This window comes from Methanoculleus marisnigri JR1 (assembly GCF_000015825.1).
Classification (GTDB): domain Archaea; phylum Halobacteriota; class Methanomicrobia; order Methanomicrobiales; family Methanoculleaceae; genus Methanoculleus; species Methanoculleus marisnigri.
In genome coordinates this window covers 226218-240601 of sequence record NC_009051.1, presented here as the reverse complement: position 1 = coordinate 240601, position 14384 = coordinate 226218, and the positions used below count along the sequence as shown (strand labels likewise).

The window sequence follows — 14384 nt, the reverse complement described above, 5'->3', positions numbered from 1 at the left end:
GGGTGCAGATCGCTTTAGCAGTTCCCCTCCGGGCATGCAATCCGGTCCGACGCGCACCCGGCAACGGCCGGCTTTATGCAACTGCCCGAGAAATAGGTAAGTACCTATGCCGGACAACACGAGAGAAGGCTCATCGGCACGCTTCGTGGACGGCGCGATCCCCGCCGGCCTCCTTGCCGCCGTGCGGTCACAGCGGCCGCTGGTGCATCACATCACGAACGGCGTCACGATCAACGACTGCGCGAACATAACCATCTGCGCCGGGGCCGCTCCGGTGATGGCCGAGGCCCCCGAGGAGGTTGCCGGGATGGTCGCGGCCGCCGGCGCTCTCGTCCTGAACATCGGGACGCTCTCGGCTGCGCAGGTCGAGGCCATGCTGATTGCCGGCCGCCGGGCAAACGAACTCGGTATCCCGGTCGTCCTCGACCCGGTCGGCGTCGGGGCGACGGAGTTCAGGACAGCGACCGCACGAAAACTCCTCGATACCCTCGATATCGCCGTCCTGAAAGGGAACGCCGGGGAGATCGGCGTCCTTGCCGGGACGGGCGGGAGCGTCCGGGGCGTGGATTCCGGCGGCGTTGCGGGAGACCCCGTCGAGACGGCGCGGGAGTGCGCACGCTCGACCGGAACCGTCGTATCGATGACGGGGGCGGTCGACGTTGTGACCGACGGTAGCAGGGTCTTCCTCGTCGGGAACGGCAACCCCGCGATGGACCGGCTCTCGGGGACGGGGTGCATGGCCTCCTCGGTCACCGCGGCGTTCGTCGCGGTCGCGGAAGATTACGCGGTCGCGTCGGCCGCGGCGCTCGCGGCCTTCGGCCTGGCCGGGGAGTGGGGCGCGGCAGGGGCACGCGGCCCCTACACGTTTCGGACGGCACTCTTCGACGAACTTGCCGGCCTTTCACCCGATGACCTTGCCGGGCATGCACGGATCGAGGAGCGCTGATGGGATACGACCTCTACGTAGTCACCGACGAGACGATCGGGCGCGGACGCACTCACACGGATCTCGCCCGCCTCGCCGCCGCCGGCGGCGCGGACGTGATCCAGCTCCGTGACAAGAGGCTCCCGGGCCGCGACCTCCTCAGCGCGGCCGTAGCCATACGTGAGATCACCACTGACGCCGGCGCGCTCTTCATCGTGAACGACCGCCTGGACGTCGCCATCGCGGCCGGTGCCGACGGGGTCCACCTCGGCGCAAACGACCTCCCCGTGGGCGAGGCACGGCGCATCGTCCCGCCGGGGTTCCTCATCGGGGCATCGGTCGGGTCGGTCGCCGCGGCTGTCCGGGCCGCGGCGGAAGGGGCCGACTACGTGGCGCTCAGCCCGACGTTTGCGACCGGGTCAAAGGACGACGCGGGGCCGGGGTGCGGGCTTGCCGCACTCAAAGAGATCCGTGCCGCGGTATCCCTCCCGCTCGTCGCGATCGGGGGGATCACCGCAGCAAACGTCGCCGACGTCATCGCCGCGGGGGCGGACGGCGTCGCGGTGATCTCGGCGGTCGTGGGAGAGGGCGACGTCACCGCCGCCGCACGGAGCCTCCGCGACCGGATCGCCGCCGCGAAAGCGGAAGGCCGTTAATCCGCCGGGCAGGTCGCCGGGGAAGCAGGCGTCCGCTGGTGGAAGGCCGCCCGCCACCGGCCGTCGCTCCGTGTATACACGGTCGATACAAAGATCGTCTGCCCGCCGAAGGAGACGGTATACGCGAGGACGGCACCCTTCTCCCCGAGGGGCACGACTTTCGGATCCGTGATGACATACGCCGGTAGTTCATTGGGGTTCTCTATGAGATCCCGGATGATCCCATCCCGGTCCAGGACCGCGCAAAGAGTGACGACGAGGGCTTCCGGAGCGAGGTACTCCCGGTAGAACTCCACGTCCCGGACATCGGCAGCCTTCCAGGCCCGCTTTTCGATATCCAGCAGAGTAGATAACAGGTCTTCCATAAGGAGCGTGTGAACGCACGGGTCGATAATAATCGTTTCCCCGGGTCCAGTCCATCCTGAGAACAGCAAGATTAAACAGGGAGGGTATCAAGTAAAACAATTTAAAATAACTCAAAAGTAAAACAAATCGCTTTAATACCGGCAGGGCGGGTACTGAATGGTATCCATGTTCAAAAATACCATAGTACTGGTCACGCTCGCCCTTCTCCTCTTCGCGGGGGGGTGCACCACCGTCACCGGGGATAACACCGCTGCCGGCGACGACGCCACACTGCTCGTCTACTCCGGCGCCGGCCTCAAGAAGCCGATGACCGAGATCGGGGATGTGTTCGCCGAGAAGTACGGCATCGACGTCGAGTACACCTTCGCCGGTTCGGGCACACTCATCACCCAGATGGAACTCTCCCGGAAAGGCGACGCCTTCGTACCTGGAGGAACACCCGACTACCGGATCGCCCGGGAGAAAGGGCTGGTCGAAGAACCCGGCTACGCCGCCTACCACGTCCCGGTGATCGTCGTCGCGAAAGGAAACCCGAAGAACATCACCTCGGTCGACGACTTTGCCCGGCCCGGGCTGAAGATCGCCCTCGGCGGCGCGAACACCACCGCGATCGGCAGGGCCGGCGACAAACTCTTCCAGGCGCACGGCACCCTCGACGCCGTCGAGAAGAACGTCGTCCTCCGGGCGCCGACGATCAATGAGGTGGTCGTGGCGATGAACATGGGCACCGCCGACGCCGCGCTCATTACGCTCGACCTTGTGAACCCCGAGACGATGGACACGATCGACCTCCCACAGGAAGACGGACTCACCCTCATCGTTCCGATAGGGGCGACCACATTCACGGAGCAGCCGGACGTCGCTCAAACGTTCGTCGAGTTCGTCACCTCCGACGAGGGGAAGGCGATCTTTGCAAAACACGGGTTCCCCGTCTACCCCGACCCGGCATACGCGGGGATCGAGCCATGAACGGCACGGAGTATTCCTGCAGGACCATCGGCGTCGCCCGGACGGCGTTCACCGACCCGGCCGCCACCCCGATTCAGGCCGCCTTCTCCACCGCCTGCGGAACGGTGGAGGTCTACCCCGAATTCCGTGACGGCCTTTCGGCGCTCGCGGGGTTCTCCCACCTCATCCTCATCTACCGGTTCCACCGCGCCGCCGGTGAAGAAATCGCCGAGCGACCGCTCATCGACGGGGCGGAGCCGCACGGCATCTTCGCCACCCGGCACTTCAACCGCCCGAACATGCTCGGGATATCGGTCGTCCGGCTGGCCGGGATCGACGGGGGCACGCTCGTCGTCAAGGGCATCGACCTCCTGGACGGGACACCGATCCTCGACATCAAACCCTACATCCCGGCGTTCGACTGCATCGGGGGCGCTTCCTCCGGGTGGGTGACGTCGCAGCACGTCGAGCGGATCAAACTGCAGAGCGCGTCCTTTCAGGTAGATTAGCCGTGTTCCGGAACCGGGCCGCCCTCCCCCGCCTCACCCCGTTCAAGGCGATCTTTCTTGCCGTCTCATTCGCCCTGATCGTCTACATGCTCGTCGTCATCGGCGGGCTCGTGGTCTACCCGCCGCTCCCGGCCCTCATCGAGAGCCTGCTCTCCCCCGAGATCCTCTTTGCCGTCGAACTCTCGCTCGTCACCTCGGCAGTCTCCACCGCCTTCTGCGTCGTCGCCGCCGTGCCGGTCGCCTACTCCCTCGCCCGGTTCTCGTTTCCCGGCAGAGGGGTGGCAAACACCATCTTCAACATCCCGCTCGCTCTCCCGCCGCTCGTTGCGGGCGTGGCGCTGCTCATCTTCTACGGTCCCTCGACGTTCGGGAAGATGCTCTCGGAATGGGGGCTCGACGTCATCTACACCCCGCTCGGGATCGTCGTCGCCCAGTTTTTCGTCAACCTCCCCTACATGGTCAGGGTCGCCCGGTCGGCCTTCGAGACGATCAATCCCCGCTACGAACACGTCGCCCGGACGCTCGGGTGCACCGAGTGGGGAGCGTTCCGCCAGATCACCCTTCCTCTCGCAAAGAGCGGTCTCATCGCGGGCCTGGTCATCACCTGGTCGAAGTCCATCGGTGAGTTCGGCGCCGTCCTCATGCTTGCGGGAGCCACCCGGATGAAGACCGAGACCCTGCCCATCGCGCTCTTCCTGAATATGTCGACGGGGGATCTCGACCTCGCCGTCGCCGCATCCGTCATCCTGATCGTCATATCGGTGATCTCGCTCGCGGTCTTCGAACGCTACACCGGCGGACGGGGGGTATTCTAGGTGCTCGGGACCGCCGGGCTCACCAAACGCCTCGGGGACTTCACCCTCGACGACGTGGATCTGACCGTCGCCGACGGCGAGTACTTCGTCATCCTCGGGCCGACCGGCGCGGGAAAGACCATCCTCCTCGAGACCCTGGCGGGGATCTACTCCCCGGACGCCGGAACGATCGCCCTTGATAACCGCGACATCACCCGCACCGACCCAAAAGACCGGGGGATCGGCATGGTCTACCAGGACTACATGCTCTTCCCCCACCTCACCGTCGGGGAGAACATCGGGTTCGGCCTCAAGCAGCGGAAGGCCGAGCCCGCCCGCATCAGGGAGAGCGTGCAGGAGACCGCGGCCCTCCTCGGGATCGGCCACCTCCTTCACCGGACGACAGGGACGCTCTCCGGTGGGGAGCAGCAGCGGGCGGCGATCGCCCGGGCGCTCGCCCTCCGGCCCCGCGTCCTGCTCCTCGACGAACCGCTCTCGGCGCTCGACACCGTCACCCGGGAACGGCTCAGGAGGGAACTGAAGGCGATCCACCGGACGACCGGCACGACGGTCATCCACATCACCCACCACTTCGAGGACATATTCGCCCTCGCTGACCGGGTGGCGGTGATGCAGGACGGAAGGATCGTCCAGACGGGCACGCCCGACGAGGTCTTTAGGAGACCCGCCACCGAGTTCGTCGCCGCCTTCACCGGCATGGAGAACGTCTACTGCGGGGTATCCCGCGTCCGGAACGGGGAAGCGACGATCGACCTCGGGGAGATCGTCGTCCGGACGGTCACTGCGATCGAGGGGGACGTCTGCGTCGGCATCCGGCCGGAGGAGGTGATCCTCTCCCGCCAACCGTTCGAGTCGAGCGCCGCAAACACCTTTTCGGGCACGGTTGCTGAGATTCGGCAGAACGGCATGTTTTCGCGGGTCGTCGTGGATACGGGACTGCCCTTCGTCGCCGTCCTGACCCGGCAGAGCGTCGCCCGCCTGGGCCTCGTCGAGGGGGAGCCGGCAAATGTCACTTTCAAAGCCTCCGCGGTCCACGTCTTCAAGCGGTAGTATTTATCCGGTCCCCCGGCGCAGGGGCGAACCGATGGAGACCGACGAGATCCGGGATGAAGCCGCCCTCGCCGACCGGTTCGGAATACCCTCCGACGCGCTCGTCCCCCTTCTCGCTCCGGCACGGGGGCGACTGGAGCTACGCCGCGGAGGGCTTCACCGCGATATCGGCCGTCACGAAGACCACGGTCTACGACGAGATGGAGCACCTCGCCGGGCTCGAGGTCCGCGGGGAGGGGCTCAGGGTCTTCCGGTTCGGGTGAGGGAGTTTGTGCAACCGGGAGAATAGAACACTATACAACGTTCTCGTGAGAACACACACCCCTAAAAGAGAAGATGTGTTGTGGGGGGCGGCCCCGAACCCCTTACGCCTTCCGAAACAGGTTCTTCTCCGCACCGCACCGGGAGCATGCCCAGGTGTCGGGCAGGTCTCCAAACTCTGTGCGGGCCTCGATCCCCTGGCCGGGCTCGCCGGCCCTGGGGTTGTAGACGTAGCCGCAGAGTCCGCACCGGTATGAATCCATCATCTCCTTCACCTCACCGCCCCGACCGGCCGCAACGTCCGACAGGGGCACGGCCCCCATGTACCCTCCGAAGGATAAGTACTCCGGTCGGGAGATCGGGGGATGAGGTTTTCTGCCGGCAAGCCCATCGGGGACGGCCGGCATACTGTCCCCCCGGGACGCATCGCTCCTCGAGGCGGGGGACACGGAGCCCTTCCGACCCAGGTGAGAGAGCAATACGCTAACCGGCGTGCGCCACCAGAAGAAAAGACCGGGATCCGGTCAGGAACGGCTCTCCCTTACACCTTCTTAAACCGGCTCTTCGGCGCACCGCACCGGGGACATTTCCAGGTCTCGGGAAGGTCTTCAAAAGCCGTGCCGGGCTTGACGCCGTGGTCGGTGTCGCCAATTGCCGGGAAGTAGACGTAGCCGCACAGAGTGCACCGGTATGAATCCATGACTTCTTCACCTCTCCGCCCACCGGCCGCGAGGACGGCAGGGCATACGATCTCCTGTACTCCCCGATGAGGATAAGCGCTCCGGTCACGACACCGGGAAGAGAAGTTCTTTCCCGGTGCAGCCGTCGAGGACGATCGAGCGTTCTCCCCGCTCCGAGGCGAACCGGATCAGGTAGACAGGATAGTAGATCGTATCGAATCCGACGATCTCCGCCGTTGGCTCAAGCCCCTTCAGGATCGTCCGGAGGGAGGATTCCGTGACCTTCGCCTCGAGAGGCTCCTCCCGGAGCGACTCCATCGGGAGGTCCGCTCCCCGCCTGAGGGAGGAGAGCGCCGGGACATCCGCCGCAAGCAGGGGCACGTAGACCTTCGTGTCGCCCACTGTCTTCATCTCCGTGATGAGTTTCACATCGGCAAGGCTCTTCATCGCCTTCTTCACCACGCCGGGCCCAAGATGGGTGTCGGCCTCGATCTCGGTCAGGGTCGAGCCGCCGTTCGCGAGCCCGGCAACGATCTTCACCGCGGCCTCGTCGAGCCCGAGAAGCTCCGAGAACCCCGGCCTGATCTTCATCCCCCGATCCACCTCGATGATACAGCCGGTACAGCCGTCGAGGACAAACGAAGCAGTTCTCGTCGATTTCCGGAGAAGTCCGCCGATGTAGCGGACCTCCACCCGGTGGAGCGGCCGGTAGACCCGATCTCCAGAGACGATCCGCTCTTCGGGCTCGAGGAAACGGAACCGGCGTTTCCGTTTCCCCTTCGCGATATCGAGCGCTTCCTCGCGGAGCAGCACCGGGATCACCGCATTCGCGGGTGCGGGCGGCACCTCAGGTTCTTCCCGGGGGATATCCTCAGGAACGCAGGGTTCGGTGCGGGTCGGTTCCACCCGGGAGGGCTTAGCGGGTTTGGCGGGCTCGATTGGCCGCGCGGGCACGAGCCGGGGCGTCAACCCCCGGTGTTCGCAGAGCCGGGCCCCAAAGCGCATCTTCGTCGCGTTCTCCCTCGAGAGCTTACCCATCACGAAGAACTCCCCGGGCTCGAGATCCGCGAGTTCCCCGGCCTCTTTCCGGGACGAAAAGAAGAGACTGACCGCTTTTAAGTCGTTCTCGATCGAGAGCTTCCCGAGGATCTGACTGTTGCACTGCGAGAGAACGTTCTTCGTCACGAGCGACGGCCGCTGGGTCGCGACCAGAAGACCGAGCCCGCGCTTGCGCCCCCGGCGGGAGATCTCCTCGATCTTTTTGATGGATTCCCCCGACTGGGGAATGAACTTGTCCGCTTCCTCCACGATCAGCAGGAACGGCTGCTTTAACTCGCTCTCGAGGTCGTAGAGGACTTCCGCGAGGTAGGATACCCGTTCCTGCATATCGGCTTCCGAGACGTCGAAGATCACCGCCGTCCGGGAGCAGATCGCGTTCTGCATCAGTTCCCGGAGGTTCACCTGTCCGATATCCACGTCGCAGTCGTCGGTGGAACCAATCCAGAGGAGGGGGAACCGGTCCCTGAGCGAGAAGTACTCCCCCTCCGTATCGATGAGGCAGAACCCTACCCGTGCCTGCAGGAGCTGCTCGCAGAGAACCGCGATGCCCCAGCTCTTCCCGGCACCCGACTGCGCGATGACACAGGTTCTGCCCGTGACGAGTTCCTGGGCGTCGATGGCGACGTCGCGGTCGCCGTTCTTTCCGATTACGATCTCCATCAGTTCAAGAAGATCACAGGACGGCGAGAGGTTTAACGCTTCCTTTTCGTTTCAGGGATATTTGTTCGGGGGATCGGGCACCTCTCGTCAGCATTTATTCCTGCGGAGCGAGAGGAGGACCCCGAAAGCCGAGAGAACCGCAAAGGCGAGGAAGATCAGCCGCAGGCTCGCGAGGAACTCAGGGAATATCGCCGGGGTAACGGTCGTCGACCCCATGATGACCGCAAAGACCACGAGAACCGCCCCCATGCTCAGCATCATCCCGAGCGACCGCATCATGGCCACCATCGCCGACGCGCTTCCGTAGTAGCGTTTCTCCACGCAGCCCATGATGGCGGTGGTGTTCGGGGACGAGAAGATCCCGAGCCCCACGCCCAGCAGCACCAGGAGGGCGAGGATCGCGGCGATCGGCGTCGTCTCGCCGAGCAGCGAGAAGCCGAAGAGGCCCACGGCCGTAATCCCCATCCCCACCGAAGCGACGAGCCCGGGCTGCATCCGGTCGGCCAGGCGGCCCGCCACCGGGGCGACGAAGACCTGGACGATCGGCTGGAGGAGGAGGAGGGTGCCCGCGGCGACGGGTTCGTAGCCCCGGATGTACTGGAGGTAGAGGGAGAGGAGGAACCCGACCGCGAACGTTGCGCTGTAGTTGATCAGGGCGGCGGCGTTCGAGGCGGCAAAGACCCGGTTCTTCTCGAGAAGCGTGACCGGGAGAAGCGGGTTTTGGCGGCCGCGCTCCACCCGGAAGAAGACCGCCCCGAGCACCAGGGCCGCCGCGAGGAGCGTTGCGCCCGTCGGGGTGGTCACCCAGGCCAGGCCCAGGAAGAGGCAGAGGATCAGGGCGGAGGAGAGGATCAGACCCGCGACGTCGAAGTGCTCCCGCTGCCGCTCGTTTAAGAACGCCGGGAACTTCCCGGCGTAGAAGAGGACCGGGACGGCGAGGAGCGCGGTCACGATGAAGATGCTCCGCCAGCCGAGGAACTGGGTCAGGGCGCCCCCGAGGAACGGCCCGAGCGAGAGCCCGGCGTAGACCGCCGTCGTATTCAGCCCGATCGCGTAGCCTCGCTCGCCGGGCGGGTAGAGGTGGGTGATCAGGGCCACGCTGTTTGCGTAGATCATGGCGCCGCCCATCCCCTGGATGAACCGGCAGACGAGGAGGAGATCCATCGTGGGCGTGAGGATGGTGAGGAGCGACCCGGCGGTATAGACCACGATCCCGGCTAAAAAGACGGTGACCTTCCCCCGCGAGTCGCCGAGCCTCCCTGCCGGGAGGAGGAAGATGACCGATGCGAGGAGATAGGCGCTCGTGACCCAGGCAAGCGTGGCGGCGTCGGCGGAGAACTCCCCGCCGATGGCGGGCAGGGCGAGGTTGATGGCGGAGCCCGTGAAGGGGTTTAAAAACGTGGCGACGGTGACCAGTATGAGGATGAACCTTCGCGAATACGATTTGCTCTCTTCCTGCTCCACGGTATCCCTCGTGCCCCTGAAACATCCCGATCCTGCCCCGGGTATGCGTGATTAAGTGTTCGCGGCGAGCGCAGATAAGAGCACTGCCGCCGCCCGCGGATTACTTTAATGAGAACGGCACCGGAGAGAGTATGCCCGACCCTCCCCCCGAGACCCGACAGGATCTCCGCGATCTCTCGATCCGGCTCATCCTCCTCCTCGGCGCGGCAAGCCTCTGCGGGAGCCTCGTCTCGAACGGCGCCAGGAGCGTCACCGGCCCTTACATCCTCCTCCTCGGGGGAAGCGCGGCAATCGTCGGGCTGGTCGCCGGAGCCGGCGAGTTCATCGGGTATGCCCTGCGTTCGGCCACCGGCATCTACGTCGGCAAAAACCACCGCTACTGGAAGGCGGCGACGGCCGGCTACGGCCTGCTCGCCGCCATCCCGCTCCTCGCCGTCGCCGGACGGTGGGAGACTGCGGCCGCCCTCATCGTCGCCGAACGGATAGGAAAGGCCGTCCGGACACCGGCGCGCGACACGATCCTCTCTCACGCGACGACGGCCGTCGGGAGAGGGTGGGGATTCGGCGTCCACAAGGCGCTCGACCAGGTCGGTGCGGTCGCCGGCCCGCTGGTCATGGCCGCCGCCCTGGCCGTCACCGGCGGCTACGGCGTGGGATTCCTCCTGCTCGGGATTCCTCTCGCCGGAGTTGCAGTCGCTCTCTTCCTCGCGCAATCGGAGGTGCCGAGGCCGGGGCGCCTGGAGGGAGAGGGGGAGGGGAACAGGGACAACCTGCCCGGGATCGTGCCGTATGCCGCGTTCGTATTCCTCGGGATGGCCGGGTTTGCCAGTTTCCCGCTCATCTCCTTCCACTTAAAAGCTCAATCGATCGTCCCCGACGCCGCCATCCCTCTCTTCTACGCCGCCGCGATGACGGTATCGGTCGCCGTGGCGCTGCTCGTCGGGCGGGCCTTCGACCGCATCGGCACCCACGTCCTCCTCACCATCCCGGCCCTCAGCATCGCGACGGTCGCGCTCGCCTTCTCGCCCGAACCGGGCGCGGCCGTCGCGGGATCGCTCGTCTGGGGAGCCGGGATCGGGATCTTCGAGCCTGTTCTCCGGGCGTCGATCGCAGAGTCCACGGCGCTCGACCGGAGGGGGAAGGTCTACGGGAGCGTGAGCGCGGTCTTCGGGACGGCGTGGTTCGTAGGGAGTGCCGTGATGGGCGTCCTCTACGACGTTTCGATCGGGCACATCGTCGCGTACGTCGTCATCGTCGAGGCCGCGGCGATCGCCGCCTACCTCTGGATGTGCCGCTCCCGGATCGTGGTGAGGCTCCAGGAGGGGCTCGGGGAGATCATCCCGTAACGTTGCGGCGCGATACCATCCACGTTTTCAGCGCCCCGCCGATCGCGCCGCCGACGGCGCCGAGAATACCGAAGTAGAGGGCGAGGGCGAAGAGGAGGGCGGCGATCCCGAGGCCGATGAGGGCCCCGATTGGGCCGAGGAGCGCTGTCCCCCCGACGACGGCGACGACCGAGAAGATCGCGGCGACGACGAGCCCGCCGATAAGTCCGCCGAGCGCGCCCCGAGCTGCCCCCGGGGGCCCGAGGTAGCCGCCGATGATCCCCCCGACGATCGGGCCCCCTACCGGAAAGAACGGGCTGATGAAGAGCATGAATATGATGCCTACAAGCGGAGAAAGCCAGTAGGGACTGTCCTGTTTCGCCAAGCGCGCCTCCGAAATAAGATGTTCCGGGGAGAAGAGCCCCGACGTTCAACCTCCGATTACCGCCGGATCGCCCCGGCGATGACGCCGCCGATCATGGAGAGAAGACCCTGGTAGACGAACGCCATCACGATGATGACGAGCGATGTCCCGAGGCCCGCGATGAACCCGAACGCCCCGAGAAGAACCGTGCCGCCGACCAGGAGCAGCACCGCGATGACGATGGCGCCGAGGATCCCGGCAAGCAGCCCGGCCTTTGCACCGTTTCCTATCCCGCCCCGGACCATCCAGCCGGCGACGAACCCGCCGATCAACGGTCCGATGACCGGCAGCAGGAAGCCGAGAATAAGCCCCACGAGCCACCCGACGATGACACCAGTCCAGAAGTTATCCGCCATATCCTTTTATCACCGGCGGGAATTCGGGAACGTGGTATATAAGCGTTGGGGCGGGTGGCCGTTACAGGTGGATCCGGGTTCCGGCCCGCCCGGCAAGGGCCACCGACGCCTCTTCGAGCGATGCGATGATCACCCGCTCCCCCCCGGTCTCGAGGAACCCGACGGCCGCCTCGATCTTCGGCCCCATCGTCCCGGGCGGGAACTGTCCCGCCGCGAGGTGGCCCCGTGCTTCGCGGACCGTCATCTCGCTGATCTCCTGCTGATCCGGCCATCCGTAGTTCAAGGCCACACGTTCGACGTCGGTCAGGATCAGGAGGTCTTCGGCACCGACGAGCCGGGCGAGGAACGCCGCGGTGTAGTCCTTGTCCACGACCGCCTCGACGCCCCGGAGGGCGCCTCCACCGTCTGCGACCACCGGGACGCCGCCCCCGCCCGCGGCGATCACGATCGCCCCGGCGGAGACGAGACGGGCGATCGCCCGCTCCTCCACGAAGGCGATCGGGCGCGGCGAGGGGACGACCCGCCGGTAACCCTCCCCCGGGATCCGGACCATCCGCCAGCCCTTCTCCTCCTGCAGCTTCTTCGCCTGCATCGGCGTGTAGAACGGGCCGATCGGTTTTTCGGGATTCTCAAAAGCCGGATCGTCGCCGTCAACCAGGGTCTGGGTGAGCAGCGTCGCGACCGGGCGGTCGTACCCGGCCTCCCGGAGCGCCTCCTGCATCGACTGCTGGAGCATGTAGCCGATCATCCCCTGGCTCTCCGCCCCGCAGACGTCGAGCGGCATCGGCGGGAGGGTGTCCTTCGCGAGCTCGTTTCGGAGGAGGATGTCTCCCACCTGCGGCCCGTTCCCGTGGGTGACGGCGACGGCGTAGCCTTCGGCCACGATCTCTGCGATGCGGCGCGACGCCTTTCGGACGTTTTCGAACTGATCCTCGGCCGTCCCGGTCTCCCGGTGCTGCAGGATGGCGTTGCCGCCGAGCGCGATCACCACCGTTCTTTCCGCCACCCCGTCACCCCCGCTCCAGCGTGCAGGTCATGCAGTGGGGGCCGCCGTAGCCTCCCGTCAGGTTCTCGAGGTGCAGCGGGCAGACTTCGATGCCGTGCCGGGAGAACTCCGGCTTGTGCGGAAAGACGTGCCCCCCGTTCTGTATCCGGCGATAGTCTTCCTCTGCGTGGCGTAAAAGCCGTCCGTAACGCTGCGGGTCGCGGGCGGCCTTCCGCTCCAGGTTCGAGAGCACCGTCCGCATCACCCGTTCCCCCTCCACCGCAAGGATGCTTCCGTCACGGACGCAGAGGACGTTCGCGGCGTAGGAGAGCTGCTCGAGAAGAGAGAGCTCAATCACGGAGAATCCCTTCGATCGGATGTAGTCGTAGAGGGTCGTCGTCTCGCCCGACGGCTCGTAGCCTCCGTCCGACCGGTGCCGGACCTCGAGGCGCGCCCTCCGGAGGAGGCGCTCCGAGCCGAGCACCACCCCGCTTCCCGCGACGTTGAAGTAGGTGTCGAGGTGCATGTCGACCATCGGGTCGGGCCGGTCGCCCGGGATGAGCGGGTGGCCCGGCTGGTGAACGATACCGATCTCGTCGAACCCCGGGGCGAACCCGAGGAACTGGGATGCCCCGTCACGGTTCGTCCGATCCCCGGTGCCGACGAGAGCGAACTCCCCCATCGGCATGAAATCGCCGCCCTCGAACGTCCCCGGCGCCTGCACTGTCCCGGCAATCGGGATGCCGAGGATCTCCCAGAGGAACCGGGTGATCTCGGGCTCCCTTGCCCGCTGCCGCTTTGCCGGGCGGCCGACGACGAGACCGCGGGCGGTCGCTGCCTGCTGGTCGCGCATGAAGTAGAGGTTTGCAAGCGGTTCCTGCCCCAGGATCCGGACGTCCACCCCGCCGGCGGCACCCCTCCTGCCCACGTCGATGACCGGGTTCAGGAGCAGGAGGGTGAAGAAGTGCAGCGAGTCCAGGGCATCGGCGTTCTGCTCCATACTCCGCCGGGCCTCCGCCACCTCCCTCACGTCGCCCCGGACGGCGACGGTCTCGTGCGCCCAATCGACGAGCCGCCGACGCACCGCCGGGTCGCGATCGGCTGCATCGAGAACCGTCTCCTTGAGCCGGAGCACCCGGACCCCGAACTCTTCCCGGAGCGTGCGCTGGAGAGCGTCGTGCTCCCGCCGCGCCTCGTAGCGGCTGAACGCCCGTTCGTAGAGCGCTGCGTACGGCTCAAGCAGCCCGAAGAACATCTCGATCCCCGGGCGGTGAACGGCCACCGTCCGGAGCCGCTCCCACTCCGCCCGCACGCCCGCCGCCATCCGGCTCACCTCTTCCCCCGGGGAGCGGCGAAGAAGTAAGCGATCATCACCCCGACCGCCGTCGCTGCCGCGAGCGCCCAGTTCACCCGGCCACCGAGGGTGAAACTGATGCCGGCAAAGACGGCGAACGCAAGGATGCCGTAGAGAAGGAGTTTCGCATACCGATGCATCGGAAGAGTCTCCTCTCCCGGAGAACGGATAAACCTGTCGCGGGCCGGGGCCCGGATCCGGAAACCGCAGCAAAAAACCCGGTGTCGGGGTCTCGGATGCGGCCGTATCCGGCCGGCCGGGAAACAAAACCACAAAAATTATCTTTTGGAGAAACAACCAACACTCAAATAGGTATGTTATCCGGCACAGGGAGGTGTTCATGTGAGGATCAGACGGTATAAACCCCCAATCTCGACAACCGCGAAACCGTTCAGGGTAGTACGGAGACTGCAGCGCAACCCGACCTACACCCCGGTCAGGATCGGTCCGGTGATGAACGCCGCCGTGCTCGCTGTCCTTTCGGCGACGTCCTCCATGTCGGGACTGACCATCGGAGCCTGTATGCGCCTTGCAGGCCTCTAGAAGA

19 protein-coding genes are annotated in these 14384 nt (G+C 66.0%); 9 read left to right on the top strand and 10 right to left on the bottom strand.

The window, feature by feature from the left end; genetic code table 11:
* The first annotated feature begins 106 nt into the window (after positions 1-106).
* Both thiM and thiE read left to right on the top strand, forming a co-directional pair.
* On the top strand, positions 107-946 hold the full coding sequence (gene thiM / locus MEMAR_RS01225) for a hydroxyethylthiazole kinase (RefSeq protein ID WP_011843117.1): 840 nt from the start codon (positions 107-109) through the stop codon (positions 944-946).
* Positions 946-1581: a thiamine phosphate synthase gene (gene thiE / locus MEMAR_RS01220; RefSeq protein ID WP_011843116.1), complete on the top strand. Its 636-nt coding sequence runs from the start codon at positions 946-948 to the stop codon at positions 1579-1581. The genes thiM and thiE overlap by 1 nt, the downstream gene beginning before the upstream one ends.
* Here the strand turns inward: thiE and MEMAR_RS12405 are convergent.
* Positions 1578-1946 carry a nuclear transport factor 2 family protein gene (locus MEMAR_RS12405; RefSeq protein ID WP_011843115.1) on the bottom strand — a complete coding sequence of 123 codons (369 nt, stop codon included), beginning with the start codon at positions 1944-1946 and terminating at the stop codon, positions 1578-1580. The two genes, thiE and MEMAR_RS12405, sit on opposite strands and share 4 nt — an antisense overlap.
* A gap of 166 nt (positions 1947-2112) precedes the next feature.
* Here MEMAR_RS12405 and modA point away from each other — a divergent pair, with 166 nt between their 5' ends.
* The 5 genes from modA to MEMAR_RS13070 are packed head-to-tail and all read left to right on the top strand — an operon-like array spanning position 2113 to position 5532.
* On the top strand, positions 2113-2916 hold the full coding sequence (gene modA / locus MEMAR_RS01210; protein WP_143706291.1) for a molybdate ABC transporter substrate-binding protein: 804 nt from the start codon (positions 2113-2115) through the stop codon (positions 2914-2916).
* Positions 2913-3404, top strand: a complete 492-nt coding sequence (gene tsaA, locus MEMAR_RS01205) for a tRNA (N6-threonylcarbamoyladenosine(37)-N6)-methyltransferase TrmO (protein WP_011843113.1) — start codon at positions 2913-2915, stop codon at positions 3402-3404. Before modA ends, tsaA begins: the two co-directional genes overlap by 4 nt.
* A gap of 2 nt (positions 3405-3406) precedes the next feature.
* The gene (locus MEMAR_RS01200; RefSeq protein WP_011843112.1) at positions 3407-4219 is read left to right on the top strand and encodes an ABC transporter permease; all 813 of its coding nucleotides are present in this window, start codon (positions 3407-3409) and stop codon (positions 4217-4219) included.
* Positions 4220-5269 carry an ATP-binding cassette domain-containing protein gene (locus MEMAR_RS01195; RefSeq protein WP_011843111.1) on the top strand — a complete coding sequence of 350 codons (1050 nt, stop codon included), beginning with the start codon at positions 4220-4222 and terminating at the stop codon, positions 5267-5269.
* Between the two features lie 56 nt (positions 5270-5325).
* Positions 5326-5532, top strand: a complete 207-nt coding sequence (locus tag MEMAR_RS13070; RefSeq protein WP_011843110.1) for a hypothetical protein — start codon at positions 5326-5328, stop codon at positions 5530-5532.
* A 102-nt stretch (positions 5533-5634) separates the two neighbouring features.
* Here the strand turns inward: MEMAR_RS13070 and MEMAR_RS01185 are convergent, their stop codons facing one another.
* The 4 genes from MEMAR_RS01185 to MEMAR_RS01170 form a co-directional block, all read right to left on the bottom strand.
* On the bottom strand, positions 5635-5796 hold the full coding sequence (locus MEMAR_RS01185; protein ID WP_319638611.1) for a rubredoxin: 162 nt from the start codon (positions 5794-5796) through the stop codon (positions 5635-5637).
* 275 nt (positions 5797-6071) lie between these two features.
* Complete coding sequence (locus tag MEMAR_RS01180) at positions 6072-6230, bottom strand: rubredoxin (protein WP_011843108.1); 159 nt, start codon at positions 6228-6230, stop codon at positions 6072-6074.
* A gap of 85 nt (positions 6231-6315) precedes the next feature.
* Positions 6316-7929 carry an ATP-binding protein gene (locus MEMAR_RS01175; protein ID WP_011843107.1) on the bottom strand — a complete coding sequence of 538 codons (1614 nt, stop codon included), beginning with the start codon at positions 7927-7929 and terminating at the stop codon, positions 6316-6318.
* A gap of 87 nt (positions 7930-8016) precedes the next feature.
* Positions 8017-9393: an MFS transporter gene (locus MEMAR_RS01170; protein WP_011843106.1), complete on the bottom strand. Its 1377-nt coding sequence runs from the start codon at positions 9391-9393 to the stop codon at positions 8017-8019.
* A 131-nt stretch (positions 9394-9524) separates the two neighbouring features.
* Between MEMAR_RS01170 and MEMAR_RS01165 the strand changes: the two genes are divergently transcribed.
* The gene (locus MEMAR_RS01165) at positions 9525-10739 is read left to right on the top strand and encodes an MFS transporter (RefSeq protein WP_011843105.1); all 1215 of its coding nucleotides are present in this window, start codon (positions 9525-9527) and stop codon (positions 10737-10739) included.
* Here the strand turns inward: MEMAR_RS01165 and MEMAR_RS01160 are convergent.
* From MEMAR_RS01160 to MEMAR_RS13065, 5 genes are all read right to left on the bottom strand, one after another.
* Positions 10729-11103 (bottom strand): DUF5518 domain-containing protein, encoded by a 375-nt coding sequence (locus tag MEMAR_RS01160; RefSeq protein WP_011843104.1) that lies wholly within the window; start codon positions 11101-11103, stop codon positions 10729-10731. The two genes, MEMAR_RS01165 and MEMAR_RS01160, sit on opposite strands and share 11 nt — an antisense overlap.
* 56 nt (positions 11104-11159) lie before the next feature.
* The gene (locus MEMAR_RS01155) at positions 11160-11498 is read right to left on the bottom strand and encodes a DUF5518 domain-containing protein (protein WP_011843103.1); all 339 of its coding nucleotides are present in this window, start codon (positions 11496-11498) and stop codon (positions 11160-11162) included.
* 61 nt (positions 11499-11559) lie between these two features.
* Positions 11560-12504: a carbamate kinase gene (arcC, locus tag MEMAR_RS01150; protein WP_011843102.1), complete on the bottom strand. Its 945-nt coding sequence runs from the start codon at positions 12502-12504 to the stop codon at positions 11560-11562.
* 4 nt (positions 12505-12508) lie between these two features.
* Positions 12509-13807, bottom strand: coding sequence for an arginine deiminase family protein (locus MEMAR_RS01145; protein ID WP_011843101.1), 1299 nt, complete (start codon positions 13805-13807; stop codon positions 12509-12511).
* A gap of 5 nt (positions 13808-13812) precedes the next feature.
* Positions 13813-13977: a hypothetical protein gene (locus tag MEMAR_RS13065; protein ID WP_011843100.1), complete on the bottom strand. Its 165-nt coding sequence runs from the start codon at positions 13975-13977 to the stop codon at positions 13813-13815.
* 202 nt (positions 13978-14179) lie between these two features.
* Between MEMAR_RS13065 and MEMAR_RS12870 the strand changes: the two genes are divergently transcribed.
* Positions 14180-14380, top strand: a complete 201-nt coding sequence (locus MEMAR_RS12870) for a hypothetical protein (protein ID WP_143706290.1) — start codon at positions 14180-14182, stop codon at positions 14378-14380.
* Positions 14381-14384: the final 4 nt, after the last annotated feature.

Excerpts from the sequence above, each read along its gene's own strand:
- MEMAR_RS12405 (WP_011843115.1), bottom strand. The coding sequence starts at position 1,946 with ATGGAAGACCTGTTATCTACTCTGCTGGATATCGAAAAGCGGGCCTGG.
- MEMAR_RS01145 (WP_011843101.1), bottom strand. The coding sequence starts at position 13,807 with ATGGCGGCGGGCGTGCGGGCGGAGTGGGAGCGGCTCCGGACGGTGGCC.
- MEMAR_RS01180 (WP_011843108.1), bottom strand. The coding sequence starts at position 6,230 with ATGGATTCATACCGGTGCACTCTGTGCGGCTACGTCTACTTCCCGGCA.
- MEMAR_RS13065 (WP_011843100.1), bottom strand. The coding sequence starts at position 13,977 with ATGCATCGGTATGCGAAACTCCTTCTCTACGGCATCCTTGCGTTCGCC.
- thiM (WP_011843117.1), top strand. The coding sequence starts at position 107 with ATGCCGGACAACACGAGAGAAGGCTCATCGGCACGCTTCGTGGACGGC.
- thiE (WP_011843116.1), top strand. The coding sequence starts at position 946 with ATGGGATACGACCTCTACGTAGTCACCGACGAGACGATCGGGCGCGGA.
- tsaA (WP_011843113.1), top strand. The coding sequence starts at position 2,913 with ATGAACGGCACGGAGTATTCCTGCAGGACCATCGGCGTCGCCCGGACG.
- MEMAR_RS01175 (WP_011843107.1), bottom strand. The coding sequence starts at position 7,929 with ATGGAGATCGTAATCGGAAAGAACGGCGACCGCGACGTCGCCATCGAC.
- MEMAR_RS01185 (WP_319638611.1), bottom strand. The coding sequence starts at position 5,796 with ATGATGGATTCATACCGGTGCGGACTCTGCGGCTACGTCTACAACCCC.
- MEMAR_RS01165 (WP_011843105.1), top strand. The coding sequence starts at position 9,525 with ATGCCCGACCCTCCCCCCGAGACCCGACAGGATCTCCGCGATCTCTCG.
- MEMAR_RS13070 (WP_011843110.1), top strand. The coding sequence starts at position 5,326 with ATGAAGCCGCCCTCGCCGACCGGTTCGGAATACCCTCCGACGCGCTCG.
- modA (WP_143706291.1), top strand. The coding sequence starts at position 2,113 with ATGTTCAAAAATACCATAGTACTGGTCACGCTCGCCCTTCTCCTCTTC.
- MEMAR_RS01155 (WP_011843103.1), bottom strand. The coding sequence starts at position 11,498 with ATGGCGGATAACTTCTGGACTGGTGTCATCGTCGGGTGGCTCGTGGGG.